This window comes from Stenotrophomonas maltophilia (assembly GCF_006970445.1).
GTDB lineage: Bacteria > Pseudomonadota > Gammaproteobacteria > Xanthomonadales > Xanthomonadaceae > Stenotrophomonas > Stenotrophomonas maltophilia_AU.
On record NZ_CP033877.1, the window covers coordinates 3,248,702 to 3,271,072 of the forward strand.

A 22,371-nucleotide genomic window follows, 5' to 3' on the forward strand; every position below is an offset into this window, starting at 1 on the left:
CGTTGCGGGCATGCGATAATCTGCGGTTCCCCTCGGATCCACCCCGCGACCATGACCCGTACCGCGCTCGTCACCACCGCCCTGCCCTACGCCAACGGCCCGCTGCATCTGGGCCACCTGGTCGGCTACATCCAGGCTGACATCTGGGTGCGCGCGCGGCGAATGAGCGGCGGCAAGGCCTGGTTCGTCTGCGCCGACGACACCCACGGCACGCCGATCATGCTGGCCGCGGAAAAGGCCGGGGTCACCCCGGAAACCTTCATCGCCAACATCCAGGCCAGCCACGAACGTGACTTCGCCGCCTTCGGCGTGGCCTTCGACCACTACGACTCGACCAACTCGGCGGCCAACAAGGCACTGACCGAGCAGTTCTACCTGAAGCTGGAAGCGGCCGGCCACATCAGCCGCCGCTCGGTCGCGCAGTTCTACGACCCGGCCAAGGGCATGTTCCTGCCCGACCGCTACGTCAAGGGCATCTGCCCGAACTGCGGCAGCCCCGACCAGTACGGCGACAACTGCGAAGTCTGCGGCGCGACCTATGCACCGACCGACCTGAAGGAGCCGCGCTCGGTCATCTCCGGTGCCACGCCGGAAATGCGCGATTCGGAGCACTTCTTCTTCGAGGTGGGCCACTTCGATGCGTTCCTGCGCGAATGGCTGGCCGGCGATGTCGCACTGCCGGGCGTGAAGGCCAAGCTGGGTGAATGGCTCAATGCCGAAGGCGGCCTGCGCGCGTGGGACATCTCGCGCGATGCGCCGTACTTCGGCTTCCAGATTCCCGGCCAGCCGGGCAAGTACTTCTACGTCTGGCTGGACGCACCGATCGGCTACCTGTCCAGCTTCCAGACCCTGTGCGGCAAGATCGGCGAAGACTTCGAAGCGCACCTGCGCGCCGGCACCGCCACCGAACTGCACCACTTCATCGGCAAGGACATCGTCAACTTCCACGGCCTGTTCTGGCCGGCGGTGCTGCATGGCACCGGCCACCGCGCGCCGACCCGCCTGCACGTCAACGGCTACCTGACCGTAGACGGCGCCAAGATGAGCAAATCGCGCGGCACCTTCGTGATGGCGCGTACCTTCCTCGACGCCGGCCTGGAGCCGGAAGCGCTGCGCTACTACTACGCCGCCAAGTCCGGCGGTGGCGTCGACGATCTCGACCTGAACCTGGGTGACTTCATCGCCCGCGTCAACGCCGACCTGGTCGGCAAGTTCGTCAACCTGGCCAGCCGCTGCGCCGGCTTCATCAGCAAGCGTTTCGACGGCCAGCTGGCCGCACAGCTGCCCGATGCGGCGCAGTACCAGCGCTTCGTCGACGGCCTGGCGCCGATCCGTGAAGCCTACGAGCGCAACGATCCGGCCGCGGCGATCCGCCTGACCATGACCCTGGCCGACGAAGCCAACCGCTACATCGACGACGTCAAGCCGTGGGTGATCGCCAAGCAGGATGGCGCCGACGCGCAGCTGCAGGCCGTGTGCAGCCAGGGCCTGAACCTGTTCCGCGTGCTGGTCACTGCCTTGAAGCCGGTGCTGCCGGCCACCGCTGCGCAGGCCGAGGCCTTCCTGGCCGCGCCGGTGACCGACTGGACCGAACTGGCGCAGCCGCTGCTGGGCCATCGCATCACCGAGTACACCCCGCTGTTCACCCGTATCGACCCGAAGAAGATTGACGCCATGATCGACGCCTCCAAGGACACCCTGCAGCCGGCCGCCGCTGCCGCCCCCGCCGCCAAGACCGACGCCGCCAAGCCGGCCGCACCGGCACCGGCCAAGGACGAAGCCAAGGGCGCCGACGCTCCGGCCTACATCGGCATCGACGATTTCGCCAAGCTCGACCTGCGCATCGGCAAGGTGCTGGTGTGCGAGTTCGTGGAAGGTTCGGACAAGCTGCTGCGCTTCGAACTGGACGCCGGTGAACTGGGCAAGCGCCAGATCTTCTCCGGCATCCGTGGCAGCTACGGCGAGCCGGAAACGCTGGTCGGCCGCAGCGTGGTGTTCATCGCCAACCTGGCCCCGCGCAAGATGCGCTTCGGCCTGAGCGAAGGCATGATCCTGTCGGCCGGTTTCGACGGCGGCGCGCTGGCGCTGCTGGACGCCGACAGCGGTGCGCAGCCGGGCATGCCGGTCCGCTGATGCCTGCAGCGGGCGTGGCCACGGCCGCGCCCGCCGACTGCACTGGCCACCGGAGGCAACGCGATGGGAAGCAACGGAATGGAACTGGCGCTGTTCGACTTCGACCACACCGTGACCACCTGCGATACCTATGGCCGTTTCCTGCGCCGCGTGGCCACCGCCGAACAGCTGGCGCAGGCGTGGTGGAAGGTCGGCCCGTGGCTGGCCGCATACAAGCTCAAGCTGATCTCGGCCGAACGCATCCGCGCACGCGTCACCCGCCTGACGTTCAGTGACCGCCACAGCGATGACATCGCCACGCTGGCCGCCGGCTTCTCGCGTGAGTTCCTGCCCGACGTGGTGCGCCCGGAAATGCTGGAGCAGATCCGCTGGCACAGGGAACAGCAGCACACCGTGGTGATCGTGTCCGGTTCGCTGGACCTGTACCTGCGGCCGTGGTGCGAGCAGCTGGGCCTGCTGCTGATCTGCAACCGGCTGGAAAGCCAGGACGGCCGCCTGACCGGTCGCTATGCCGGTGGCGACTGCGGCCCGCGCAAGGTCGAGCACATCCGTCGCCAGTTCGACCTGTCGCGCTACGTGCGCATCCATGCCTACGGCGACAGTTCCGAAGACAAGCCGATGCTGGCGCTGGCCCACGAGCGCTGGTTCCGTGGCAAACCCCTGAAGTAACCCCAACGCGCAGCCTTCGCCACGCATGAGCCTGATCCCACCCCTGACCGAACGCCTCGACCGCCTGCTGCCGCAGACCCAATGCGGGCAATGCGGCTATGACGGCTGCCGCCCGTACGCGCAGGCAATGGCACGCGGCGAGGCGGGCGTGGACCGCTGCCCGCCGGGGGGCGATGCTGGCGCGCGCGCACTGGCGCAGGTACTGGGCGTGCCCGCCATTCCGTTTGATCGTTCGCGTGGCGAACACAAGGCGCCGCAGGTGGCGTTGATCGTGGAAGCCGACTGCATCGGCTGCACCAAGTGCATCCAGGCCTGCCCGGTGGACGCCATCGTCGGCGGCGCCAAGTACATGCACACGGTCATTGCCGATCTGTGCACCGGTTGCGAGCTGTGCATACCACCGTGCCCGGTGGATTGCATCGAGATGGTGCCGGCATAGCCGGGGTCAGATCCCTTTTCCGACGGGAAAGGGATCTGACCCCGTTCAATGATTACGGCACCGCGGCCGTCACCACGATCTCGACCTTCCACTCGGCGTGGGCCAGCTTGGCTTCGAACGTTGCGCGGGCCGGGGTCGCGCCCTCGACCACCCACTCGTCCCATGCCTTGTTCATGCCGTCGAAGTCGGCGATGTCGGCCAGGAACACTTCGGCGCGCAGCACGTGCTGGCGATCACTGGCGACCAGCGCCAGCAGCTTGTCGATCTCGGCCAGCACCTGCCGGGTCTGCCCGGTGATGTCCTGGCTGGTGTCTTCCGGAATCTGGCCGGAGAGGTAGGCGACCTTGTTGTAGACGGTCATTTCGGACATGCGCGGTCCGACGTCGTAACGCTCCATCATGGGCGTGGCTCCTGCGGGTGATCAGGCCTGCATTGTCCTCCAATCCGGTCAACGATGGGTGCACGGGTCCCCCGCGCGACACGTCACTACCGGGCTCCGACACACCCGCTGGTCAAATGGCGGCGACAGGCGCACGATGCGCCACGCCCGCGTTGACACCGCACTCGCCCCTCCTGACGCACCCTTGCGCCGATGACCCCAGCCACCGACCCCGCCACCGCTTCCTCCACCCCGGCATGGAAGCGGGTCCTCACCATCATTGTTCCCCTGCTGATCCTCTCGCTGGCCCTGCATGGCCTGGCCAGTGAATTCGATGAGCACGGCTACCGTGCCATCCGCCAGGCGTTCCGCCAGCTCAGCGGCATGCAGATCGCGCTCACCGTGGTGCTCGGCCTGGCCAGCTACGCCTGCCTGATCGGCTTTGATGCCATCGGCCTGCGACGCAGCGGCATCCGCGTGCATCCGGCGCGCATCGGCATCACCGCCTTCCTTGCGCATACGCTGGGCCAGACCGTGGGCTTTGCGGCATTGACCGGAGGCGCGGTGCGCCTGCGTGGCTACCGCAGCGCCGGTCTCGACCTGGCGCAGATCGGCCAGGTGGTGCTGATGAGCACGCTCGGCTTCGTGTTCGGTGCATGGCTGCTGATCAGTGTGGCGCTGTGCATGGAACCTGCGGCGGCAGCGTTGGCATTGCCATTGAATCCCGATGCCGTGCGCATCGTCGGCATCGTCGCGCTGCTCGCCTATCTCGGCACCGTGCTGCTGGTCGGCCGCGATGGACGGCAGTTCAGCGTGTTCGGCCATGCGTTGTGGCTGCCCGACCGCCGCACCATGATCGGCGTCACCGTGCTCAGCGTGATCGAACTGGTGCTGGCCAGTGCCGCGTTCTACGTGCTGCTGCCGGACTCCACGCCGACCGGCCTGCCCGGCTTCGTCGGCCTGTACCTGGTGGCGGTGCTGGCCGGCCTGGTCTCGACCGTGCCGGCCGGCCTGGGCGTGTTCGAATGGAGCCTGCTGAAGCTGTTGCCGCAGGTGGCACCGGCGGCGGTGCTGGCGGCGGCGCTGATCTACCGCGTTACCTACTACGTGCTGCCGCTGGTGCTGGCCACGCTGCTCGCGCTTGCGCCCGCCCTGCGCCAGCCGCTGCAGGCCAGTGCCGGGGCAACCCGTGCCGGCTGGAACGCGCTGCGCCCATGGTTGCCGCAGATCATCGCGCTGGCAGTGTTCAGCATCGGCGCCGCGCTGGTCATCGACGGCACACTGCCGACGCCGCGCCGTCACCTGGTGAACGCCTCGCTGCCGATCCTGGAAACCTCGCACCTGATCGGCAGCCTCAGTGGCGTCGCGCTGCTGCTGATCGGCCAGGGCCTGGCCCGGCGCAGCCACGCGGCGTGGATGCTGGCGATGGCGGTGTGCGTGGTCACCCCGCTGCCGCTGTGGCTGCGCGGTGGCCAACCGTTGATCGCCGTCTCGGCAGTGCTGGTGGCGATGGCGCTGTGGGCCGCGCGCCGCGAGTTCTACCGCCAGGGTGCGCTGCTGGACGAAGCCTGGTCGTGGCCGTGGCTGCGCAACCTCGGCCTGGTGCTGGTGGCGGTCACCTGGCTGCTGTTCTTCACCTACAGCCATGTCGAATACCAGAATGAGCTGTGGTGGCAGTTCGCGGTGTCCGGCAACGCACCGCGCGCGTTGCGTGCGTTGCTGGTGGTGGCCATCGCGCTGGTGATGTTCGGCCTGGCGCGCCTGCTGCACAGCACGCGCAGCCCGCTGCCGGCCGCCGATGAACCCACGCTGCAATCGCTGGCACCGGTGCTGGCCGGTGCCACCGACACCCAGGCCTGCCTGGTGCTGACCGCTGACAAGGCAGTGCTGCGCGACGAGGCGAAGCTGGGCTTCGTGATGATGCAGCGCTATGGGGGTTCGCTGATCGCAATGGGCGATCCGGTCGGCCCTCCGGACGTTGCCCGTGCATTGATCTGGCGCTTCCGCGAGGAAGCCGACCGCCTCGGCCTGCGTCCGGTCTTCTACCAGGTCGGCGAGACGTACTGGCAGACCTATCTCGACCTCGGCCTGGGCCTGGTCAAGCTGGGCGAAGAAGCGATGGTGCCGCTGCACGACTTCGGCCTGGAAGGCCGCGAACGTGCCGACCTGCGCCAGGCCTGGAACCGCGGCAAGCGCAGCGGCCTGTCGTTCCGCGTGGCGCCGGTGGAGGAAATTCCCAGCCTGCTGCCGCGCCTGCACGCGATCTCCAACGCGTGGCTGGAAGACAAGGCCGGCGACGAAAAGGGCTTCTCGCTGGGGAGCTATGACCCGGACTATCTGGCGCGCTTCCCGGTGGCGCTGGTGGAGGCCGAAGGCCAGATCGTGGCCTTCGCCAACCTGTGGCAGGCACCGGCCGGTGCCGAGCTGTCGGTCGACCTGATGCGCCACGTCAACGAGGCGCCGAAGGGCACGATGGACTTCCTCTTCATCGAGCTGTTCCTGTGGGGCCGCGCGCAGGGCTATGCACGCTTCTCGCTGGGCATGGCGCCGCTGTCCGGGCTGGCACAGCATCGTCTGGCCGGCCGCTGGAACCGACTGGCCGGCCTGCTGGCGCGGCATGGCGAACGCTTCTACGGGTTCAGTGGCCTGCGTCGTTTCAAGTCGAAGTTCGATCCGCAGTGGCGGCCACGCTATCTTGCTGCGCCAGGCGGCATGCACCTGCCGGCCGCGCTGCTGGACGCCACGCGCCTGATCTCGCTGGACCCGCGGCGTAACTGACGCCGCCGACCCGGCGGGCATGGCCCGGCGTTACCGGCCACCCGGTAGGTGTCGACCTTGGTCGACACGCTCATCCCCAAGGTGCCCTCAGCCCCAGCGCCGACCAAGGTCGGCGTCTACCAGCAGCCGTCGAGCATGGCCCGGCGTTACCGGCCACCCGGTAGGTGTCGACCTTGGTCGACACGCTCATCCCCAAGGCGCCCTCAGCCCCAGCGCCTACCAAGGTCGGCGTCTACCAAGCGCTACATACCGCCCTTGAGGATCACTTCGGCCAGGCGGTCGTAATCACCATTGAAGTGGTGGTCGCCAGGCAGCTTCACCTTCTGCACGCCGTCGTTGGCCGGCAGGCCGGGGCACAGCGCGTCATCGTCGTCCTGGCCGTAGACGCACAGCGTCTTGCCAGCCGGCAGCCTGGCCACCTCCGGTGCGATCGGCAGGCCGTCGCCGCCACCGCCCAGCCAGTTGCTGACGTGGAATTCGAAGTCGGCCTTCTTGCCTACCGACAGCAGCACGATACGGTCCAGCGCCTCACGGGTGCCGGCGTCGAGCTGGTTGATGGTGGCCGGCAGCACGTCGGCACCCTGCGAGAAACCGATCAGCATCACCTTGTCGCGATGCCACTGCTGGCGGTAATGGTCGATGATCTTCTGCAGGTCGCCGGCAAAGCCCTTCGGTGTGCGCTCGCTCCAGAAGTAGCGCAGCGAGTCGATGCCGACCACCGCCACGCCATGCTCGTTGAGCGACGACGCCACGTCCTTGTCCAGGCCGGCCCAGCCACCGTCGCCGGAAACGAACACGGCCAGCGTGTCACCGTTGCCGGTCGCTGGCACTTCCACTACCGGCAGCCCCTTCAGCGCGGCCGGTGGCGGCGCCAGGCTGACGCCGGTCTGCGCACCGATCACCCGCGCCGCGGCCACCAGGCCCGGTGACGCATCCCCGCGCGCGGTGCGCTTGAACTCGCGCGCCATCGCCACCTGCTGCACGAACCGGCTGGCCTCGCCCACCTTGCAGCCGTGGTCACCGGCCGCACTCAACCATGGGAAGTTCAGTTCGGCGGGCTGGAGCATGTTGTGCTTCACACCATCGCCGCAGACCATGCGCTCGTGGCTGTGGTCCGGGCAGAAGCCGGTGGTCAGCAGGCCGGCAATCACTTGAGTATCAGCCTGCGCGGCCAGCGAATAGGCCAGTTCGGCGCCCTCACCATCGCCGCCGACCAGCGGCAGGTGGTAGCCCGAAAGATGCAGGGAGGCCTGCAGCCAGCGCGAGAAGTTCTCAACGTCGCCGGAACCGAACGAACAGGTCGGGTCACCCTCGCGCTTGAGTACCCCGCGTAGGTGCGCGATGTCCACGGCGGCAACCATCGCGCCATCGGCACGCAGGGCTTCGATCGGCAAGCGGCTGGTATCGCCACCGGCGCTGGGTTCGTGGAACCAGATCACCACTCGCTGCGGCGTTCCCGATGGCATGTGCACCGGAATCTGTTCGAACCGCCCGTGGCTGAACTGCTGCACGGCCGCTGCCGCTGTTGCCGGTAGTGCGGCCAGTGCCAGCACCACACCCATTGCCCTGCCCAGCCCTGCACGCTTCATATCGCATCCCCGATGGAATGCGCACACGATACGCTGCCTCCCCGTGCACGGCACGTACCGGTGCAGGCTGTTGGGCTTTCAGCAGGCTGCGGCGCGACGACTGCGCCGATACAGCGCCAGCGCCAGATACAGCAGCCAGCCCACGATCACCACGATCACCCCTTTCTGCCCCAGCCCGCGCGGCGGTCCGCCACGCCACAGCACATGCAGCCACAGCAGCACGAAGGCCAGCCAGGCCCAGCCCCACAGCAGGCCCGCAGCGGACTGCCAGCCCGGCTCGCGACGCAGGTACCAGGCCTGCAGCAGCATGCCGACGCTGGCACACAGGAACGCCGTGTTTGCTGCCAGCCCATGGATGAACGGTGCCAGCAGCGGCGTGGCTTCAGGCAGCCAGCTGTCACCGATGGCGACCGTGGCCAGGCCCAGCGCCGAGACAGTGAACAGCAACGGCGCCGCCGCGCTGCGCCGCGGGCCGGTGCTGCCGCGGTAGAGGCTGATGCCCAGCAGGGCGATCGCCAGCGCCAGCAGGCAGTAGGCCGCGCGCAACGCCAGCCCCCACGGCCCGTGCAGGTAGAGGCTGAGCGTGGCCCGCACCCAGTCCAGATCGGTGCGCGCGAACTGGGTCCACAGCGCGGTGGCCACGAACAGCAGCAGCGCCACCAGCGCCAGCAGCGCCGCCGGACGCGCGCGGCTCATGCGGACGCCTCCGGGTGCCGCGCCCGCCATTCGGCCAACGCCTTGCGATAGCGCTGCAGCTCGTCGGCATACAGGTCCAGCACGCACAGCGGGCAACCGCTGCCGCAGCATTCGTTGGGACCGGGCTCTTCCGGCGGCAGCGGACGGGGATCGGGATCAGGGACGGACACGGTTGGAAGCGACAATCGGTGGAAACAGGCCCCAGTGTACCGGGCTGGCTCAGCGGCCCAGCTGCCGGCGCAGGTTGTCGCGGGCGGCCGCGTCGAGGCGCTGATGGAAGAACCCGCTGAGGAAGATGCGCGGTGCACGCAGCAGGCCCTGCAGGAAACGGCGGCGACCGGCGCGATACAGGAAGCCCGGAACCACGCCCTTGTACTCTTCGGCCACGCCACGGTCATAGGCGGTGAACACCGGTTCCGGCGCGGCCAGGATCGCCATGTCGCAGTCCAGGAACAGCGCCGCCTCGGCATCGACATCGTCCGGGCCGAGCTCGCCATGGCGAGCAGTCAGCAGGATCAACTGCTCGACCCGGGCCGCATCGACTGCGGCCAGTTCCGGTGCCTGTGCGATCGCCTGCAGGGCCAGCTGCGCCGAACGCGCCTCGTTGTCCTTTCGCCCCGCCACGTAGATCGCATCGTGGTAGAGCACGGCCAGGTAGACCTCGGCCGGTTGCTGCCAGCCGGGGCCGTCGGCAACCTCCTGGCAGTGCTGCAGCACCGCGCGTACGTGGCCGAAGTGATGGTAGGCACGTGGTGGCGTCGCATAGCTGTCCTGCAGCGCCTGCCACTGCGCCGGAGCGAGCGTCAGCGGGGAGAAGTCCATGCCCGGATCATCCTGCCTGCGCCGGCGGCGGGCAAGCTGGCGGTTTTTTCACCACACCCTCACAACGCCCTTCGCACGGGGCCGCAACGCGGTTGTCCACAGCTTTGTCGAGCGCTGGTCCACACCGGCTGTGGATGAACGCGCGGACCGACCAGCGGTCACTGCAGCGGTGCGCGCACAGGTCTACACTCGCCTCAGGCGGGAGCGCCCGCCGCTGCCGGGAGCCGTCATGTACCGTCCTGCCGCCCGATCCGTTCTTCTCGCGCTGGCCGCATTGGCGGCACCGTCCGCGATCGCACTGAACCCTGCCGCGACCGAAGCCCCCACGGTGGTTGCCAGCACCGCCGCGCCGACGATTCCGACGCCCCAGCAGGTGTTCGCGATTCCACCGGCGATGCTCGACATGCTGCGCACGCAGGTGATCAACCGCAGCTACTCGCGTGAGCAGCGCCTGCAGGCACTGGTGGAGATGATCTTCGACCGCCATGGCATGGACCTGCAGTACGACGCCGACGCGACCCTCACCGTCAGCGAGATCTGGCAGCAGCGACGCGCCAACTGCCTGGCCTTCACCCTGATGTTCGTCGCACTGGCACGCGAAGCCGGCATCCAGGCGCGCGTGCAGGAAGTCGGCCAGGTGGTGTCGTGGTACCAGGACCAGGCCCAGGGCCTGGTCTACAGCGTGGGGCACGTCAATGCCGGGGTCGGCTTCGCCGGCCGCTTCGCCACCGTCGATCTGGATCGCAATGTGCTGTACGACCGTCGCGGGCCGCTGCCGATCAGCCAGGCGCGGGCATTGGCGCACTTCTACAACAATCGCGGCGCCGAACGCATGGCCAGCGGCGATCTGGTCGGCGCGCGTGCCTTCTTCAATGCCGCACTGGCACAGGACAACAGCTTCGCCGCCACCTGGAACAACCTGGGCGTGCTGGAAAACCGCAAGGGCGATGCCGTCGCTGCGCGCCGGGCATTGGAAACGGCACTGCGGCTGGACGGCCGCCAGGACGCTGCACTGACCAACGCCAGTGCCCTCTACCGCAAGCTGGGCATGGTCGCGCAGGCACAGGCACTGGAGCAGCGCTTGCAGTCGGTGCAGCGCGAAGACCCGTTCGCGCAGTACATGTTCGGCGCCGAGGCCGAACGCGCCGGCCAACTGGAGCAGGCGATCCGCTATTACCGGCAGGCCGTGCGCCTGTACGACACCGCGCACCAGTTCCACTTCGGGCTGGCGCGAGCCTATTTCCTGGCCGGCCAGCTCAAGCGCGCCGATCGTGAACTGCTGCGTGCACAGGAACTGGGCGGTGCAACGCAGCAGGCGCGCTACCAGGCCAAGCTGGACAGCCTGGCCCGCTGGCGCGCGCAGCAGCAGGCCAGGCGCTGAAAGCCAGTCAGGCCTTCTTGAGGAAGCAGGTCTTCAGGACCAGGCCCTTGATCTTGTCCGAGTTGCCTTCGATGTGCTCGGCATCGTCCTCGACCAGGCGGATGTTGCGGATCACGGTGCCCTGCTTGAGCGGGATCGAGGAGCCCTTCACCTTCAGGTCCTTGATCACGGTGACAGTGTCGCCGGCCTGCAGGGTGTTGCCGTTGCTGTCACGCACGACCAGGGTCGAACCGGCACCTTCCTCGGCGGTCCATTCGAAGCCGCAGTCGGCGCAGATCCACAGCGCGCCGTCGGCATAGGTGTTTTCCAGGGTGCACTGCGGGCAGGCGGGGGCAGAAGACATCAGCAAGTACCTCAAAGTGAATCAACAGCGGTCATTGTAACCGCCCGGCTCCCGTGGCCTTTTCCGGGCAGTACCCAGGTGCCCCTTCACCCGATCCGGAACCCCGATCCAAAACAGGAAACCGCGGGAACTTGCAGTCGGCGGCGAACTGCAGCAGAGTGCGCGGCCCCTGATCGCCCCCGGAACTCCCCATGCGCCTCGGCATCGACTTCGGTACCAGCAACTCCGCCGCCGCCATCGTGCATGAGGGGACACTGCTGCCGATCCGCTTCGGCGACGCCGAGCAGTTCCGTACCAGCGTGTACTTCCCCGGCGTGGTGCCCGACCCGGATGACTTCCAGCTCGACGACGGCCAGGAACACCAGCTGCAGCAGATGATCGACAGCGCTGCGCGCGCGGCCCGTGCCGCCGGCCAGGAACGCACGCCACAGGCGCTGCGCCGCGAGGCCCTGCGCGCGCTGCGCCGGGAATGGATGGAAGCCCGAGCCGGCAAGGAACGCAGCGCCAGCGACCTGCTGCAGAACGCGGTCTACGGCGACGATGCACTGGAAGCCTATTTCGAGGAACACGAAGGCAACCTGGTGCAGAGCCCGAAGTCGATGCTCGGCTACAACCTGCACCCGCGCGCGAAGCAGACCATCACCGGCATCGCCGCGCACATCCTCGAACACATCCGCCTGACCGCCAGCGCCCAGCTCGGCCAGCCGCTGCGCGCCGCCCTGCTTGGGCGTCCGGTGCAGTTCCGCAGTTCGATCGGCGCAGCCGGCAACGACCAGGCGCTGGATATCCTGCGCGAAGCGGCCACCCAGGCCGGCTTCGACCAGATCGATTTCCTCGAGGAACCGGCCGCGGCGGCCATGCATTACCACGCCGAAAGCCGTGAGCGGCACCAGGCCGTGATCGTCGACATCGGTGGCGGTACCACCGACATCGCGCATGCCGAAGTCGGCGGCGACGACGCCCCGCGCATCCACCGCGCCTGGGGTATCGCCCGCGGCGGTACCGATATCGACCTGGCGCTGAGCCTGTCCAGCTACATGCCGCTGTTCGGCCGCGGCATCACCCGCGTGCCCGCCCACCACTACGTGGAAGCGGCCACCGTGCAGGACATGACCCGCCAGCGCGACTTCCGGCTGCACAAGTACGACCATGTCGACGACCCGTGGGGTGCGCGCCTGCAGGCCCTGCAGGACACCGGCAACACCGCCCGCCTGTACCGCGACGTCGAGCGCGCCAAGATTGCCCTCAGCGCCGCCAACGAACATCGGAGCACGCTGGACTACATCGCCCGCGACCTGCATGCCGACAGCAGCGCCGACGGCCTGGCCGCCGCCGCCCATGGCTACCTGGAGCAGATCCGCGAGCTGCTGGCACAGGTCCGCAGCGACATCGGCGGCGACCCGGATGCGGTGTTCCTGACCGGCGGCATGTCCCGCGCTGGCTACCTGCGCCAGGCGGTGGCAGCCGCCTTCCCCGGCGCCCGCATGGTCCACGGCGAGCCCTCGCTGGGCGTCGTCCAGGGCCTGGCATTGGCGGCAGCCAGCCAGGATTAACAAAACGTTACGCGGTCTAAGTTACTCTTGGTCGGCTAGAACCCCGCTGCACCTTCCACCGGCCACGCCGGTGTGTGTCCACGGTGCAGCCTGGCCCGCCCTGCGGGCCTAGCGGCCATGCCTTCCTGGCTCGTTCATGGTCCGCGCAGCACCTGAGCCGCCATCGAGACCCGCTTTGGGCACCCGCCAGGCCCCTGTGGCCTTACAACCTGACGCAGCACCTGCACCCATCGACTGCCGCCGTTGTGACGCGGTCTGTTGCCGGCTGCCCGTGCTGCTGCAGCCCGGCGACCACGTGCCTGGCCAGTTCCTGTCACGCGACACCCACGGCCGTGCCGTGATGGCGCGCAACGAGGAAGGCTGGTGCGCGGCGATCGATCCCTATCACCTGCGCTGCACGATCTATTCGCAGCGCCCGGCGATCTGCCGCCAGTTCTCGATGGGTGGCGATGACTGCCGCCGTGAGCGGCAGGACTACCTGCGCCAGGCCGATGCCTGGGCGCTTTCCTCCCCTTCCACCTGACAGGAGCAACCATGCCCCGCAAGGCAAAGACCCCCGCGAAGGCCAGCAACAGCATCCGCAGCGAACGCAAGGGCGCGGCCGCCAGCACCGTGGTCAGCAGCGATTCGATCGCTTCGGACCTGGCAGCGTTCCGCAAGGCCGGTGGCAAGATCGAAGTCCTCGGCACCACCTGGGCGCTGAAGAAAGCCAGCTGACCCAGCACCGACCGCGGCGGCGCTGCCGCCGCGGCCTGCCGGACCGTGCTCAACGGTCCAGGCGTACCCGCACGCTGCCCGAGTGCGACTGGATGCGGATGTCACCATCACCGCCTCCCAGACGCGTGTCGAGATGGCTGCCTGGCCCGTAGCGTGGCCGCTCCACCTGCCCGGCATCGCTGTTGATCGAGCCGCTGAAGCTGTTCACCGACAGCTGCGCCGACACCGCGCGCGGCAGACTCAGCGTGACCGAGGCACTGACCGATTCGACGTTGATACGGCCACCAGGTGCCAATCCGGCTGCTGCCAGGTCGATGCTGCCCGAGACGGTCTCCACTGCCAGCCGCTGCACGCGGCCAGCGTCGACCTCGACCCGCCCCGACACCGTCTGCGCACCGATATCACCGGACACGCCGCCGCCGGCCTCAATCCGGCCACTGACTGTGTTCACATCCAACTTCGGCGTCTGCAGGCGTGCGCTCACGCTGCCGCTGACCGTGTTGAGCTTGCTGTCGCCGCTGCGACCGGAGGCGCTCAGGCTGCCGCTGACCGTGTCGGCCTGCAGCCGTCGCACGTCGATGCCACTGATGTCCTGGCTGGCACTGACCGTGCTCAGCAGCAGCTCCACCGAGCGCGGCACGTTCAGCACCAGCGTCGCGCCACCGTTGTTGTTGCGGCGCGGGTATTCGATCTCCCAGCGCACACGGTTGGCGCTCTTCTCCTGGCGCAGCTGCAGGCCGTCGCTGAGCGTGCCGGTGAGCTGCACGTCGTTGCGGTCCCAGCCACGCACGGTCACCTTGCCAGCGACGTTGCTCAGCTCGATGCGACCACCCGCCGCCAGAGTGTGGCGCTCGTCGATGCGGGTGTCGGCCAGCGCCACGGCAGGGGCCAGCAACAGCGCGACACAGCAGGAAATCAGGGTTCGGGTCATGGGGGTCTCCTCAGGTCGTCAAGCCGGACTCGGCGGCATAGGCCGCCTGCCGGGTCAGTTCCAGCCGCAGCGCGTAGGTGCGCTTGAGCTGGCCAAGCAGGTGCGGCGCACGCGGGTCCTGCGCCAAGGCGGCACGGATCTGCGCCGCGCTTTCATCCAGTTCATGCAGGGCCGGCTGCCATTCCGGCGCCCGGCCATCGGGCAGCGCGGCCACGGCCTGCTGGTACTGCTCGGTCATCGCCGCCGCCTGCAGCTGCAGCGCGGACGGCACCGGCGCGTCCGGCAGCGCAAGCCGCCACGGCGCCACCGCATACACTGCCAAGCTGGCGGCCAGCGCGGCACCCACCGGCAGCCACCAGCGGCGTCGCGAACGCGCAGGCAGGACCACCACGTTGTCCGTTGGCGCAGGTGCTGCCTGCGGTTCACGCGGCGGCAGCTGGGCCGACAGGCGTGCCCAGCCATCGGTGGGCAGGCTGCGCTCGGGTGGCAGTGCGCGTAGTCGGGCTGCCAGATCGTGGTCGGAATCGTGGTCGTGTGTACTCATGTCATGTCTCCCAGCCGTGCGCGCAACAGGCCGCGCGCACGATGCAACTGTGCCTTGGAACTGCCGACAGCCATCTGCAGTTGTTCGGCAATTTCCTGGTGTTTCCAGCCTTCGATGTCGTGCAGTACCAGTACCGCACGTGCCCGTGGCGGCAGCGTCGACAGCGCCCGTTCGAGGTCGCGTTCAGTGCCGGCACAGCGGTCGTGTACCGCCAGTTCCTGCAGGCCGCCGTCCACCTCGTCCAGGCTGTCGTGATCCTGCCCGGCAGCCCGGCCGCGCAGTTCCATCAGCGCAGCGTTGACGCCCAGGCGATGCAACCAGGTCGACAGGCTGCTCTCGAAACGGAACCCCGGCAGCGCCTTCCATGCCTGCAGGAAGGCTTCCTGCAACGCATCCTCGGCACGCGCCTGCTGGCCCCCGCACAAGCGCCATAACACAGCGAACACACGCGGCGCATGGCGCCGGTACAGCAGTTCATAGGCTGCGGTATCACCGGCGGCAGCCGCCCGCACCAGGGCGGGTTCGTCGACAGGGTCGTGGGCGGCAGGCGGTGCTGGCATGGTGGTGTCGAGCATATCGCTTGGATGCGGTGACCCGGGAAAAGGTTTAGAGCCGATCGATGATCGATGCCATGCAACCTTTTCGGCGACTGCTGCATCCATGGAAGGTCCTTCGCAAAAACGCCGTAAGGGAGTCCCGCCATGTCCAGCCCAACCTGCGCCGCCCTGCTGGTGATCGCCGCCTGCGTCGTGCTGCAGGCACTGGGCCTGTCGCTGCACCTGCGCCCCGACAACGGCCGCGCCTGCCTGCAGCAGCACCGCCAGGAGCTGGTCTGCCTGGCCTGGACCCCGGTGGTCGAATCCCCGGCACGTGCCGGGTAACATCGAGGGCCGTTTCCATCCCCCGTAGTCGCCCCATGATGTTGTCGCTGAAGGATCACCTGCCGGCCTGGACCCACCCCTGGCTGAATGACGTGGGCATCGCCCTGCAGATCGTACTGGTGCTGCTGGCGGCCTGGCTGCTACGGGTGCTGGCGCGGCGCCTGATCCGGCGCTTCGCCGAGCACTACACGCTGCCACCGGAGATGGTGATGGGCGCGCGCCGTATCACCAGTTTCGTAGTCTATTTCAGTGCCCTGCTGTACATCCTCAGCCTGCTCGGCGCATCGCCATCGGTCCTGTGGACCGCCTTCACCGGCTTCGCGGCCGTGGGTGCGGTCGCGTTCTTCGCCGCCTGGAGCGTGCTGTCCAACATCTTCTGCACGCTGCTGATCTTCACCACCCGCCCGTTCCGCCTGCACGACTACATCGAGGTGCTGGAGAATGGCGAGAAGCCGGGCCTGAAGGGCCGGGTGATCGACGTGAACCTGATCTACACCACGCTGCAGGAAACCGGCGACGGCCACGAAGGCACGGTGCTGCAGTTGCCGAACAACCTGTTCTTCCAGCGCACGGTGCGGCGATGGCGCGACCCGGCGCAGGCCCCCGGCGGCATCCAGGGCGACGGCTGAGGGGGTTTTCGGCAGGGCTGCGCCCTGCACCTGCCGAAACAACGTCAACTTCAACATCAAGAACGGGCATTCCGTGGGATGGCGGGATGGGTCCGGTTGAGGGGGGCGCCGTAAATACGTCCATGTAGGCTCGGTCGCCGCATCCATGCGGCTCACGCCCCCTCAACCGGACCCTCCCCGCCTTCGACAGTTTCCCGCGATCTGTCGGGTATTGCTTTCTGTAGGGCCGAGCCATGCTCGGCTCAAATCGTTCCGATATCGAAATTTTCGATTTCGATGGGGATTTATCCACGCACGGCGGGATCTACCTGATCGCGGAAATCTGTCAGAGGCGGGGCGGTGTCGGAGTGCGGGGTGTCAGCCGCATGGATGCGGCTGCCAAGCCTACAAGGACGTACTTGCGGCGTCCCCGCAATCCGACACCGCCCCGACACCCCACGGAACGCCAGCTCTTGCGGTTGCTCAGGCTTGAAGGCTTCGGCAGGTGCAGGGCGCAGCCCTGCCGAGCAACCTTCACCTCAACTGGCTGTCCTTGCTGCCGCGCCGGTTGTAACCGGCATGCGCCTGCGCTTCATCATCATGTGCCTGCTGGCACGCCACGCACAGTCGAACACCAGGCACGGCCTGGCGCCGCGCCAACGGGATCGGCGCGTCGCATTCCTCACAGTGCTCCAGACCCGGACCCTCGCGCAGCTGGCGGCGCGCGCGGGCGATCGCATCGTCGACGGTGGCGTCGATCTGGTCCTGGACCGCGCCGTCTCCCGCCCATCCGGTGGCCATGGCCATCCTCCGCAGGTGTGTCGCCTGATATGGGGACGATACACCCGCGCTCAAAGGAGCAGCCCCCTGTTGAGCCGAGCCACGCCCGGCAGGCCTTCAACAAGCTGAGCAGAAAGTGGACGGACCCGATCAGGCCGATTACGGCTTAATCCCCTCCGTCCCCTTTTTGCTTACCAGACCAGGTCGTCCGGCACCTGGAACTGCGCGTAGTAGGCGTCGTCCTCGGCGTTGCCGGTGGAGATCTCGGCGGTCGAGCCCGGCTGGCCATGGTCGACGATGATCGCCTCCGGGGCCCGTTCACGCACCTTCTCGGCGGCGGCACGTGGCAGCAGGGCATAACCCTCGCCATTGGCAACGATGACCAGTACGCCCACCGCCAGCGCCTTGCGCAGCTTGGGGTCGATCAGCAGGGTGCGGATCGCCGCGCCATCGCTGAACCGATACTCGTCATCGCCCTTGTGGGGCACGGCATGGGCCGTGATGATCTGTCGGGCCTGGGCCTTGTGTTCGGCCTGCCTGGCCTGGGCGTTGCGTTCGGCGGCCAGCGCACGGTCGCGCTCGACCTTCTCGGCGCGGGCGCGTTCAGCCTCGCGCTGGACCTCAGCCGAGGTCGATTCGGCCTTGCCCTGGCGGGCCTTGGCCTGCGCGCTCGCAGCAGCGCTGGCCTGCGACTTCTTGGCCAGGCCGGCCTTGAGCAATTGTTCCTGCAGCGCGTTGGGCTTTGCCATGGTCGATGCGTACCGCGTGTAATCTTGGATGCCCCATTCTACCGACGCCCCGCCGCCCCTGCATGGCAGTCCTGAAGTACCTCACCGGCTATCCCGAACCCCTGGTCGCCCAGGTCAGCGAACTGCTGGCGCAGGGCAAGCTGGGTCCCTGGCTGCAACAGCGCTACCCGGACCCGCATGAGGTGCGCAGCGACCGCCAGCTGTACGACTACACCCAGGAGCTGAAGGACCGCTACCTGCGCAAGTCGGTGCCGCTCAACAAGGTCTGCTACGACAACACCCTGGAAGTGATCAAGCACGCGCTGGGCACGCATACCGCCATTTCCCGCGTGCACGGCGGCCGCCTCAAGGCCAGCCGCGAGATCCGCATCGCTACCGTGTTCCGCCAGGCGCCAGCAGCGTTCCTGCGCATGATCGTGGTGCATGAGCTCGCCCACCTGAAGGAAGCCGACCACAACAAGGCCTTCTACCAGCTGTGCCAGCACATGGAACCCGATTACCTGCAGCTGGAGTTCGATACCCGCCTGTACCTGACCGAGCTGACCAACCGCGGCCAGCGCTGACCGGCCGCAGCAGCTACACTGCGCGCCCCCTGCCCGACCTGCCTGCCATGGAACCGATCCGTCTCGACAAACGCCTGTCCGCCCTGCTCGGCATCCCGCGCGGCGAAGCGCGACGCTACATCGAAGGCGGCTGGGTCACGGTCAACGGCGAAGTGGTGGAACAGCCGCAGCGCCCGGTCGATGAGGCCGCGCAGATCGTGGTCGCCGAGCAGGCCAGCGACGAAAAGGCCGAGCGGGTCAGCATGCTGCTGCACAAGCCGGCCGGCGTTGCCGCCGAAACCCTCTGTGCGCTGGTCAGCAGTGACAGCCGCAGCGAGCTCGATGCCAGCGGCATCCGCCCCCTGCAACGTCACTTCCACGGCCTGCAGCTGGCCGCCTCGCTTCCGGCCAGCGACAGCGGCCTGGTGGTGGTCAGCCAGGATCCGGCCGCGCTGGCCCATCTGCAGCGTAATCTGGGCCGCACCGAGCAGGAATACCTGATCGAAGTGGCCGAAGGCGGTCCCGAGCGCGGGCCGTGGCTGATGGCGCGGCTGCAGCAGGAATCCGGTGGCGCCAAGGTCAGCTGGCAGAGCGAGCAGCGCCTGCGCTTCGCCGGCAAGGGGCTGACCGCCAAGGGCCTGCGCGTAGCGGTGACCGCCGCCGGCCTGCAGGTGCTGGCCGTGCGCCGACTGCGCATCGGCCGCGTGGCATTGGGGCCGCTGCCGCCGGCGCAGTGGCGTTACCTGGGCAGCGACGAGCGTTTCTGAGGCCGTCCAGGGTCAGAGCCCTTGCCTGCGACAAGGGGTCTGACCCTTAAACCCTCGGGGTCGGATCCCTTTCCGCGGGAAAGGGCTCTGACCCCATCCACGCATGGCGTGGATCCACAGCAATGGGTCTTTCGGCTTTCATCCACGTATGGCGTGGCTCTACCATCGGGGCATGAGCCTGCCCACGCCCTTGTGGCGACGCCTGCTGCGCGTCGCTGCGATCATCCTCGCTGCGCTGTTGCTGCTGGTCCTGTCCGGGCTGCTGCTGGCCGACCACCTTACGCCGCAGGCGCAGGGCGCCCCTTCGCACGTGCTGCCGCTGCAGCCGGCACAGACCCGCATCGACCAGCAGATCGTGCCGTTGCAGGAGGCACACCCAGGCCAGTCGGGCGTGGCGTTCCTCAGTGATGGCATGGATGCCTTCGCCGCGCGCGCGATGATCACCTCCCAGGCTGGTCGCAGCCTGGACCTGCAGTACTACATCTGGCACGACGACCTGATCGGCCACCTGATGGCCAAGGCGCTGTATGACGCCGCCGAGCGTGGGGTGCGCGTGCGCATCCTGCTCGATGACATGAACGCCAAGGACAAGGACGCGCTGATGATGGCGCTCGATGCGCATCCGAACATCGAGATCCGCCTGTACAACCCGTTCCGCAACCGCAGCGGCATCGCGCGCACGCTTGAACTGGTGCAACGCGCCTTCAGCGTGAACCACCGCATGCACAACAAGAGCTGGATCGCCGATGGCCGCATCGCGATCGTCGGTGGCCGCAACATTGGCGAGGAGTACTTCAGCGCGCGCGACGACGTGAACTTCCAGGACCTGGACCTGGTAGTGGCCGGCCCTGCCGTGCAGCAGGCCAACCAGATCTTCGACGACTACTGGAACAGCAGCGCGGCGATCCCGATTTCTGCGCTGGCCTCGTACACCGATGAACAGTTGCGGCAACTGGTGCGGCAGTCGGACCTGGATGCAATGCATGCCAGGGCACAACCCTACCTGCAGCGCGTGGCCGAATCGCGCGCCCTGCAACGGCCCAGCCCGGAACCACTGCACTGGAGCGCGAACGTTCGCATCGCCTCCGATCCGCCGATGAAGCACCGCGATGACGATCGCCACACCTGGCTGGTCAACACCCTCAGCGAGGAGCTGCGCAGTACCCGCCGCAGCGCGCTGTTGATCTCGCCCTACTTCGTGCCTGGCGATGATGGCGTGCAGGCGCTTTCGACGTTGTCCGTGCGCGGCGCGCAGGTTGGCGTGGTGACCAACTCGCTGGCCGCCAACGACGTGGCGGCGGTACACGGCGGCTACATGGGCTACCGGGTGCCGTTGCTGAAGGCCGGCGTGCAGCTGTACGAACTGAAGGCACACGGCCAGCCGGATACCAGCCTGTTCGGCAGCAGCGGCGCCAGCCTGCACACCAAGGCGTTCGTGGTCGATGGTCGCCGCGGCTTCGTCGGCTCGTTCAACCTCGACCCGCGCTCGGCCTACCTCAACACCGAGATGGGCGTGTTGTTCGACGACCCGGTGCTGGGGGCGCAGCTGCGCGATGAATACCTGCGCCTGGCCAGCCCGGAGCACAGCTGGTGGCTGGCGCTGGGCCGCGATGATGATCTGCGCTGGCTGGAGCGACAGCCGCCACCGCACTGGGTGGAGGCCGAACCCGGCGCAAGCCTGGGCAAGCGTTGGACCGCGCGGGCCATCAGCTGGCTGCCGGTCGAATCGCAGCTGTAGCGCTCAGGGCGTTGGACCGGCCGGGTCCTGTCCGGCCTCATCCAGCGTTTCCACGCTGCGCCCATGCAGGCGCCGCCAGATCCAGCGCAATGCATGCGGCGGCGCCGAAGGCAGCTGCTCCAGCAGGGCCAGCATGCGGCTCTGGCTGGCATGCCCATGCCGGCACAGCAGGCTGGCCGCTGCGGCGGCGCTGGCCAGGCGCAGGCTGTCGGCCAACGGTCCTTCTGCGTCCACCGCCAGGGCCTGGTGAACCGGCTCAGGCAACTCCCATGCGGCGGCGACCCGCTGCGCCAACGGCAACGACCACTGCTGCAGCAGTTGCAGTGCCAACGCAGGCTCCACGGCCTCGCCACGGGCCTGCGCTTCCTGCAGCAGCTGGCGCATCACCAGTGCCGCACCCAGGCCCTGCACCAGTCCCAGCCACTGCGCGGCAAAGGCATCACCGAAGGTCACCGTGCGTGCATGATCGGCCGCTGCTCGCGATGCCAGCAGCGCGTGCTCCCAGATGATCGCGCTGAACTGCGGGAACACCTCGCACTGCACCTGCATCACCGGCTGCACCAGTACCGCACTGATGATCTGCCGCACGCCTTCGGTACCGACCAGTGTCACCGCCCGCTGCAGGCTTTCGACCGGGCGCTCATGGACCTTGTAGGCCGGGCTGTTGGCGATGCGCAGCAGGTTGCCGGTCAGCACCGGGTCCTGTCCGATGATCGCGGCCATCACGCGCGCCGAGGCGGCATCGTCGTTGACGGTCTGGATCAGCTGCGGCAGCAGTTGCGGCCGGCGGGGCAGCTGCCGAGCCGCCCAATCGCGGTCCTGCAGCGCGCGCGCCACCGCCTCGCCCAGCCCCGCGGCCTGCACCGGCGTGGATTCACCGGCCAGGCGCGGGTACAGGGCCAGCGCATGCAGGCCGCGCTGCAGATGTGCAGCGATCTCGGCCGACGGCAGCGCCTCGCCCTGCAGGCTCGCCGCTGCGGCGGCCACCGCCTGGCGGGACGCGGCAACCAGCCGCGACGGTGCCGTCCCGGTCGAGCGCGCCAGCCAGCCGCGCAGCGATTGCCACCAGGCCGGTCTCATCGTCGCCTGCCCTGTCGTTGTAATGCCCTTGCCGTCACAGACCGACCTGCCTCTTCACGTCCATCCGGCCACCCGCCGTCGTCGCAGCATCGGCCGCACTTTCATCTTCTTTAACCGGATGGCCACCAACGTCGACGGCACCGGCCGGGGGAATGGACTAGAATGGCGCCGCGCGACCCGTCCCCCAGCCATGACGACGTCGCTTTTTTTGTTTTGGGACCCTACCGTTCACTGGCCGTTCGCTGCAGTTCG

The 22,371-nt window shown here is 68.1% G+C and carries 25 protein-coding genes; 13 read left to right on the plus strand and 12 right to left on the minus strand.

Annotated elements, in window-relative coordinates; genetic code table 11:
* Positions 1 to 51 precede the first annotated feature (51 nt).
* The 3 genes from metG to rnfB all read left to right on the plus strand — a co-directional run bounded on the left by metG (position 52) and on the right by rnfB (position 3,241).
* Positions 52 to 2,133 (plus strand): methionine--tRNA ligase, encoded by a 2,082-nt coding sequence (gene metG / locus EGM71_RS15015; RefSeq protein WP_188485530.1) that lies wholly within the window; start codon positions 52 to 54, stop codon positions 2,131 to 2,133.
* A gap of 78 nt (positions 2,134 to 2,211) precedes the next feature.
* Positions 2,212 to 2,802 (plus strand): HAD family hydrolase, encoded by a 591-nt coding sequence (locus EGM71_RS15020; protein ID WP_188489859.1) that lies wholly within the window; start codon positions 2,212 to 2,214, stop codon positions 2,800 to 2,802.
* Positions 2,803 to 2,827: 25 nt separating this feature from the next.
* Positions 2,828 to 3,241 (plus strand): Rnf electron transport complex subunit RnfB, encoded by a 414-nt coding sequence (gene rnfB, locus EGM71_RS15025; protein WP_188485531.1) that lies wholly within the window; start codon positions 2,828 to 2,830, stop codon positions 3,239 to 3,241.
* 52 nt (positions 3,242 to 3,293) lie between these two features.
* Here the strand turns inward: rnfB and EGM71_RS15030 are convergent, their stop codons facing one another.
* Positions 3,294 to 3,641, minus strand: coding sequence for a RidA family protein (locus EGM71_RS15030; protein ID WP_005418155.1), 348 nt, complete (start codon positions 3,639 to 3,641; stop codon positions 3,294 to 3,296).
* 192 nt (positions 3,642 to 3,833) lie between these two features.
* On the opposite strand from EGM71_RS15030, the gene mprF reads away from it, so the two are divergent.
* Complete coding sequence (mprF, locus tag EGM71_RS15035) at positions 3,834 to 6,398, plus strand: bifunctional lysylphosphatidylglycerol flippase/synthetase MprF (protein ID WP_188485532.1); 2,565 nt, start codon at positions 3,834 to 3,836, stop codon at positions 6,396 to 6,398.
* Between the two features lie 242 nt (positions 6,399 to 6,640).
* Here mprF and EGM71_RS15040 read toward each other — a convergent pair whose 3' ends face one another.
* The 4 genes from EGM71_RS15040 to EGM71_RS15055 form a co-directional block, all read right to left on the minus strand.
* Entirely contained in the window at positions 6,641 to 7,987 is a 1,347-nt protein-coding gene (locus tag EGM71_RS15040) for a virulence factor family protein (RefSeq protein ID WP_317608630.1), read from the minus strand.
* A gap of 78 nt (positions 7,988 to 8,065) precedes the next feature.
* Positions 8,066 to 8,683 (minus strand): DUF998 domain-containing protein, encoded by a 618-nt coding sequence (locus EGM71_RS15045; RefSeq protein ID WP_188485533.1) that lies wholly within the window; start codon positions 8,681 to 8,683, stop codon positions 8,066 to 8,068.
* Positions 8,680 to 8,853 (minus strand): oxidoreductase-like domain-containing protein, encoded by a 174-nt coding sequence (locus EGM71_RS15050; RefSeq protein ID WP_223224482.1) that lies wholly within the window; start codon positions 8,851 to 8,853, stop codon positions 8,680 to 8,682. Before EGM71_RS15050 ends, EGM71_RS15045 begins: the two co-directional genes overlap by 4 nt.
* Before the next feature lie 49 nt (positions 8,854 to 8,902).
* On the minus strand, positions 8,903 to 9,505 hold the full coding sequence (locus EGM71_RS15055) for an HD domain-containing protein (RefSeq protein WP_188485535.1): 603 nt from the start codon (positions 9,503 to 9,505) through the stop codon (positions 8,903 to 8,905).
* 229 nt (positions 9,506 to 9,734) lie between these two features.
* Between EGM71_RS15055 and EGM71_RS15060 the strand changes: the two genes are divergently transcribed.
* The gene (locus tag EGM71_RS15060; RefSeq protein ID WP_188485536.1) at positions 9,735 to 10,886 is read left to right on the plus strand and encodes a transglutaminase domain-containing protein; all 1,152 of its coding nucleotides are present in this window, start codon (positions 9,735 to 9,737) and stop codon (positions 10,884 to 10,886) included.
* A 7-nt stretch (positions 10,887 to 10,893) separates the two neighbouring features.
* On the opposite strand, the gene EGM71_RS15065 is transcribed toward EGM71_RS15060, so the two are convergent.
* Positions 10,894 to 11,229, minus strand: coding sequence for a zinc ribbon domain-containing protein YjdM (locus EGM71_RS15065; RefSeq protein ID WP_014038055.1), 336 nt, complete (start codon positions 11,227 to 11,229; stop codon positions 10,894 to 10,896).
* A 191-nt stretch (positions 11,230 to 11,420) separates the two neighbouring features.
* On the opposite strand from EGM71_RS15065, the gene EGM71_RS15070 reads away from it, so the two are divergent.
* From EGM71_RS15070 to EGM71_RS15080, 3 genes are all read left to right on the plus strand, one after another.
* Positions 11,421 to 12,782 carry an Hsp70 family protein gene (locus EGM71_RS15070; protein ID WP_188485537.1) on the plus strand — a complete coding sequence of 454 codons (1,362 nt, stop codon included), beginning with the start codon at positions 11,421 to 11,423 and terminating at the stop codon, positions 12,780 to 12,782.
* 271 nt (positions 12,783 to 13,053) lie between these two features.
* The gene (locus tag EGM71_RS15075; protein ID WP_005410565.1) at positions 13,054 to 13,305 is read left to right on the plus strand and encodes a YkgJ family cysteine cluster protein; all 252 of its coding nucleotides are present in this window, start codon (positions 13,054 to 13,056) and stop codon (positions 13,303 to 13,305) included.
* 11 nt (positions 13,306 to 13,316) lie between these two features.
* Positions 13,317 to 13,499: a hypothetical protein gene (locus tag EGM71_RS15080; protein WP_005410566.1), complete on the plus strand. Its 183-nt coding sequence runs from the start codon at positions 13,317 to 13,319 to the stop codon at positions 13,497 to 13,499.
* A 49-nt stretch (positions 13,500 to 13,548) separates the two neighbouring features.
* Here the strand turns inward: EGM71_RS15080 and EGM71_RS15085 are convergent, their stop codons facing one another.
* Genes EGM71_RS15085 through EGM71_RS15095 form a run of 3 tightly spaced genes read right to left on the minus strand, consistent with a single transcriptional unit; the run spans position 13,549 to position 15,549 of the window.
* Entirely contained in the window at positions 13,549 to 14,430 is an 882-nt protein-coding gene (locus tag EGM71_RS15085) for a DUF4097 family beta strand repeat-containing protein (RefSeq protein ID WP_188485538.1), read from the minus strand.
* 10 nt (positions 14,431 to 14,440) lie between these two features.
* A complete protein-coding gene (locus EGM71_RS15090; protein ID WP_188485539.1) occupies positions 14,441 to 14,974 on the minus strand; it encodes a hypothetical protein in 534 nt (177 codons plus the stop codon).
* Positions 14,971 to 15,549: an RNA polymerase sigma factor gene (locus EGM71_RS15095; RefSeq protein ID WP_188489863.1), complete on the minus strand. Its 579-nt coding sequence runs from the start codon at positions 15,547 to 15,549 to the stop codon at positions 14,971 to 14,973. The genes EGM71_RS15090 and EGM71_RS15095 overlap by 4 nt, the downstream gene beginning before the upstream one ends.
* Before the next feature lie 126 nt (positions 15,550 to 15,675).
* Here EGM71_RS15095 and EGM71_RS15100 point away from each other — a divergent pair, with 126 nt between their 5' ends.
* Both EGM71_RS15100 and EGM71_RS15105 read left to right on the plus strand, forming a co-directional pair.
* Entirely contained in the window at positions 15,676 to 15,855 is a 180-nt protein-coding gene (locus tag EGM71_RS15100) for a hypothetical protein (protein WP_188485540.1), read from the plus strand.
* Positions 15,856 to 15,890: 35 nt separating this feature from the next.
* Entirely contained in the window at positions 15,891 to 16,484 is a 594-nt protein-coding gene (locus EGM71_RS15105) for a mechanosensitive ion channel family protein (RefSeq protein WP_188485541.1), read from the plus strand.
* Between the two features lie 513 nt (positions 16,485 to 16,997).
* Here EGM71_RS15105 and EGM71_RS15110 read toward each other — a convergent pair.
* Together EGM71_RS15110 and EGM71_RS15115 are read right to left on the minus strand one after the other, a co-directional pair.
* Complete coding sequence (locus EGM71_RS15110) at positions 16,998 to 17,264, minus strand: DksA/TraR family C4-type zinc finger protein (RefSeq protein ID WP_032129365.1); 267 nt, start codon at positions 17,262 to 17,264, stop codon at positions 16,998 to 17,000.
* Positions 17,265 to 17,434: 170 nt separating this feature from the next.
* Complete coding sequence (locus EGM71_RS15115) at positions 17,435 to 17,992, minus strand: DUF2058 domain-containing protein (RefSeq protein ID WP_188485542.1); 558 nt, start codon at positions 17,990 to 17,992, stop codon at positions 17,435 to 17,437.
* Positions 17,993 to 18,054: 62 nt separating this feature from the next.
* On the opposite strand from EGM71_RS15115, the gene EGM71_RS15120 reads away from it, so the two are divergent.
* The 3 genes from EGM71_RS15120 (at position 18,055) to EGM71_RS15130 (ending at position 21,039) form a co-directional block, all read left to right on the plus strand.
* Positions 18,055 to 18,555, plus strand: a complete 501-nt coding sequence (locus EGM71_RS15120; protein WP_188485543.1) for a M48 metallopeptidase family protein — start codon at positions 18,055 to 18,057, stop codon at positions 18,553 to 18,555.
* 47 nt (positions 18,556 to 18,602) lie between these two features.
* Positions 18,603 to 19,301, plus strand: a complete 699-nt coding sequence (locus tag EGM71_RS15125) for an RNA pseudouridine synthase (RefSeq protein ID WP_188485544.1) — start codon at positions 18,603 to 18,605, stop codon at positions 19,299 to 19,301.
* A gap of 148 nt (positions 19,302 to 19,449) precedes the next feature.
* On the plus strand, positions 19,450 to 21,039 hold the full coding sequence (locus EGM71_RS15130; RefSeq protein WP_188485545.1) for a phospholipase D family protein: 1,590 nt from the start codon (positions 19,450 to 19,452) through the stop codon (positions 21,037 to 21,039).
* A 3-nt stretch (positions 21,040 to 21,042) separates the two neighbouring features.
* Here the strand turns inward: EGM71_RS15130 and EGM71_RS15135 are convergent, their stop codons facing one another.
* Positions 21,043 to 22,119, minus strand: coding sequence for an HDOD domain-containing protein (locus EGM71_RS15135; protein ID WP_188485546.1), 1,077 nt, complete (start codon positions 22,117 to 22,119; stop codon positions 21,043 to 21,045).
* Positions 22,120 to 22,371: the final 252 nt, after the last annotated feature.

Bases quoted from the DNA above. Each gene is read 5' to 3' on its own strand.
- metG (WP_188485530.1), top strand. From the start codon at position 52: ATGACCCGTACCGCGCTCGTCACCACCGCCCTGCCCTACGCCAACGGC.
- EGM71_RS15020 (WP_188489859.1), top strand. From the start codon at position 2,212: ATGGAACTGGCGCTGTTCGACTTCGACCACACCGTGACCACCTGCGAT.
- rnfB (WP_188485531.1), top strand. From the start codon at position 2,828: ATGAGCCTGATCCCACCCCTGACCGAACGCCTCGACCGCCTGCTGCCG.
- EGM71_RS15030 (WP_005418155.1), bottom strand. From the start codon at position 3,641: ATGATGGAGCGTTACGACGTCGGACCGCGCATGTCCGAAATGACCGTC.
- mprF (WP_188485532.1), top strand. From the start codon at position 3,834: ATGACCCCAGCCACCGACCCCGCCACCGCTTCCTCCACCCCGGCATGG.
- EGM71_RS15040 (WP_317608630.1), bottom strand. From the start codon at position 7,987: ATGAAGCGTGCAGGGCTGGGCAGGGCAATGGGTGTGGTGCTGGCACTG.
- EGM71_RS15045 (WP_188485533.1), bottom strand. From the start codon at position 8,683: ATGAGCCGCGCGCGTCCGGCGGCGCTGCTGGCGCTGGTGGCGCTGCTG.
- EGM71_RS15055 (WP_188485535.1), bottom strand. From the start codon at position 9,505: ATGGACTTCTCCCCGCTGACGCTCGCTCCGGCGCAGTGGCAGGCGCTG.
- EGM71_RS15060 (WP_188485536.1), top strand. From the start codon at position 9,735: ATGTACCGTCCTGCCGCCCGATCCGTTCTTCTCGCGCTGGCCGCATTG.
- EGM71_RS15065 (WP_014038055.1), bottom strand. From the start codon at position 11,229: ATGTCTTCTGCCCCCGCCTGCCCGCAGTGCACCCTGGAAAACACCTAT.
- EGM71_RS15070 (WP_188485537.1), top strand. From the start codon at position 11,421: ATGCGCCTCGGCATCGACTTCGGTACCAGCAACTCCGCCGCCGCCATC.
- EGM71_RS15080 (WP_005410566.1), top strand. From the start codon at position 13,317: ATGCCCCGCAAGGCAAAGACCCCCGCGAAGGCCAGCAACAGCATCCGC.
- EGM71_RS15085 (WP_188485538.1), bottom strand. From the start codon at position 14,430: ATGACCCGAACCCTGATTTCCTGCTGTGTCGCGCTGTTGCTGGCCCCT.
- EGM71_RS15090 (WP_188485539.1), bottom strand. From the start codon at position 14,974: ATGAGTACACACGACCACGATTCCGACCACGATCTGGCAGCCCGACTA.
- EGM71_RS15095 (WP_188489863.1), bottom strand. From the start codon at position 15,549: ATGCTCGACACCACCATGCCAGCACCGCCTGCCGCCCACGACCCTGTC.
- EGM71_RS15100 (WP_188485540.1), top strand. From the start codon at position 15,676: ATGTCCAGCCCAACCTGCGCCGCCCTGCTGGTGATCGCCGCCTGCGTC.
- EGM71_RS15105 (WP_188485541.1), top strand. From the start codon at position 15,891: ATGATGTTGTCGCTGAAGGATCACCTGCCGGCCTGGACCCACCCCTGG.
- EGM71_RS15110 (WP_032129365.1), bottom strand. From the start codon at position 17,264: ATGGCCACCGGATGGGCGGGAGACGGCGCGGTCCAGGACCAGATCGAC.
- EGM71_RS15115 (WP_188485542.1), bottom strand. From the start codon at position 17,992: ATGGCAAAGCCCAACGCGCTGCAGGAACAATTGCTCAAGGCCGGCCTG.
- EGM71_RS15120 (WP_188485543.1), top strand. From the start codon at position 18,055: ATGGCAGTCCTGAAGTACCTCACCGGCTATCCCGAACCCCTGGTCGCC.
- EGM71_RS15125 (WP_188485544.1), top strand. From the start codon at position 18,603: ATGGAACCGATCCGTCTCGACAAACGCCTGTCCGCCCTGCTCGGCATC.
- EGM71_RS15130 (WP_188485545.1), top strand. From the start codon at position 19,450: ATGGCGTGGCTCTACCATCGGGGCATGAGCCTGCCCACGCCCTTGTGG.
- EGM71_RS15135 (WP_188485546.1), bottom strand. From the start codon at position 22,119: ATGAGACCGGCCTGGTGGCAATCGCTGCGCGGCTGGCTGGCGCGCTCG.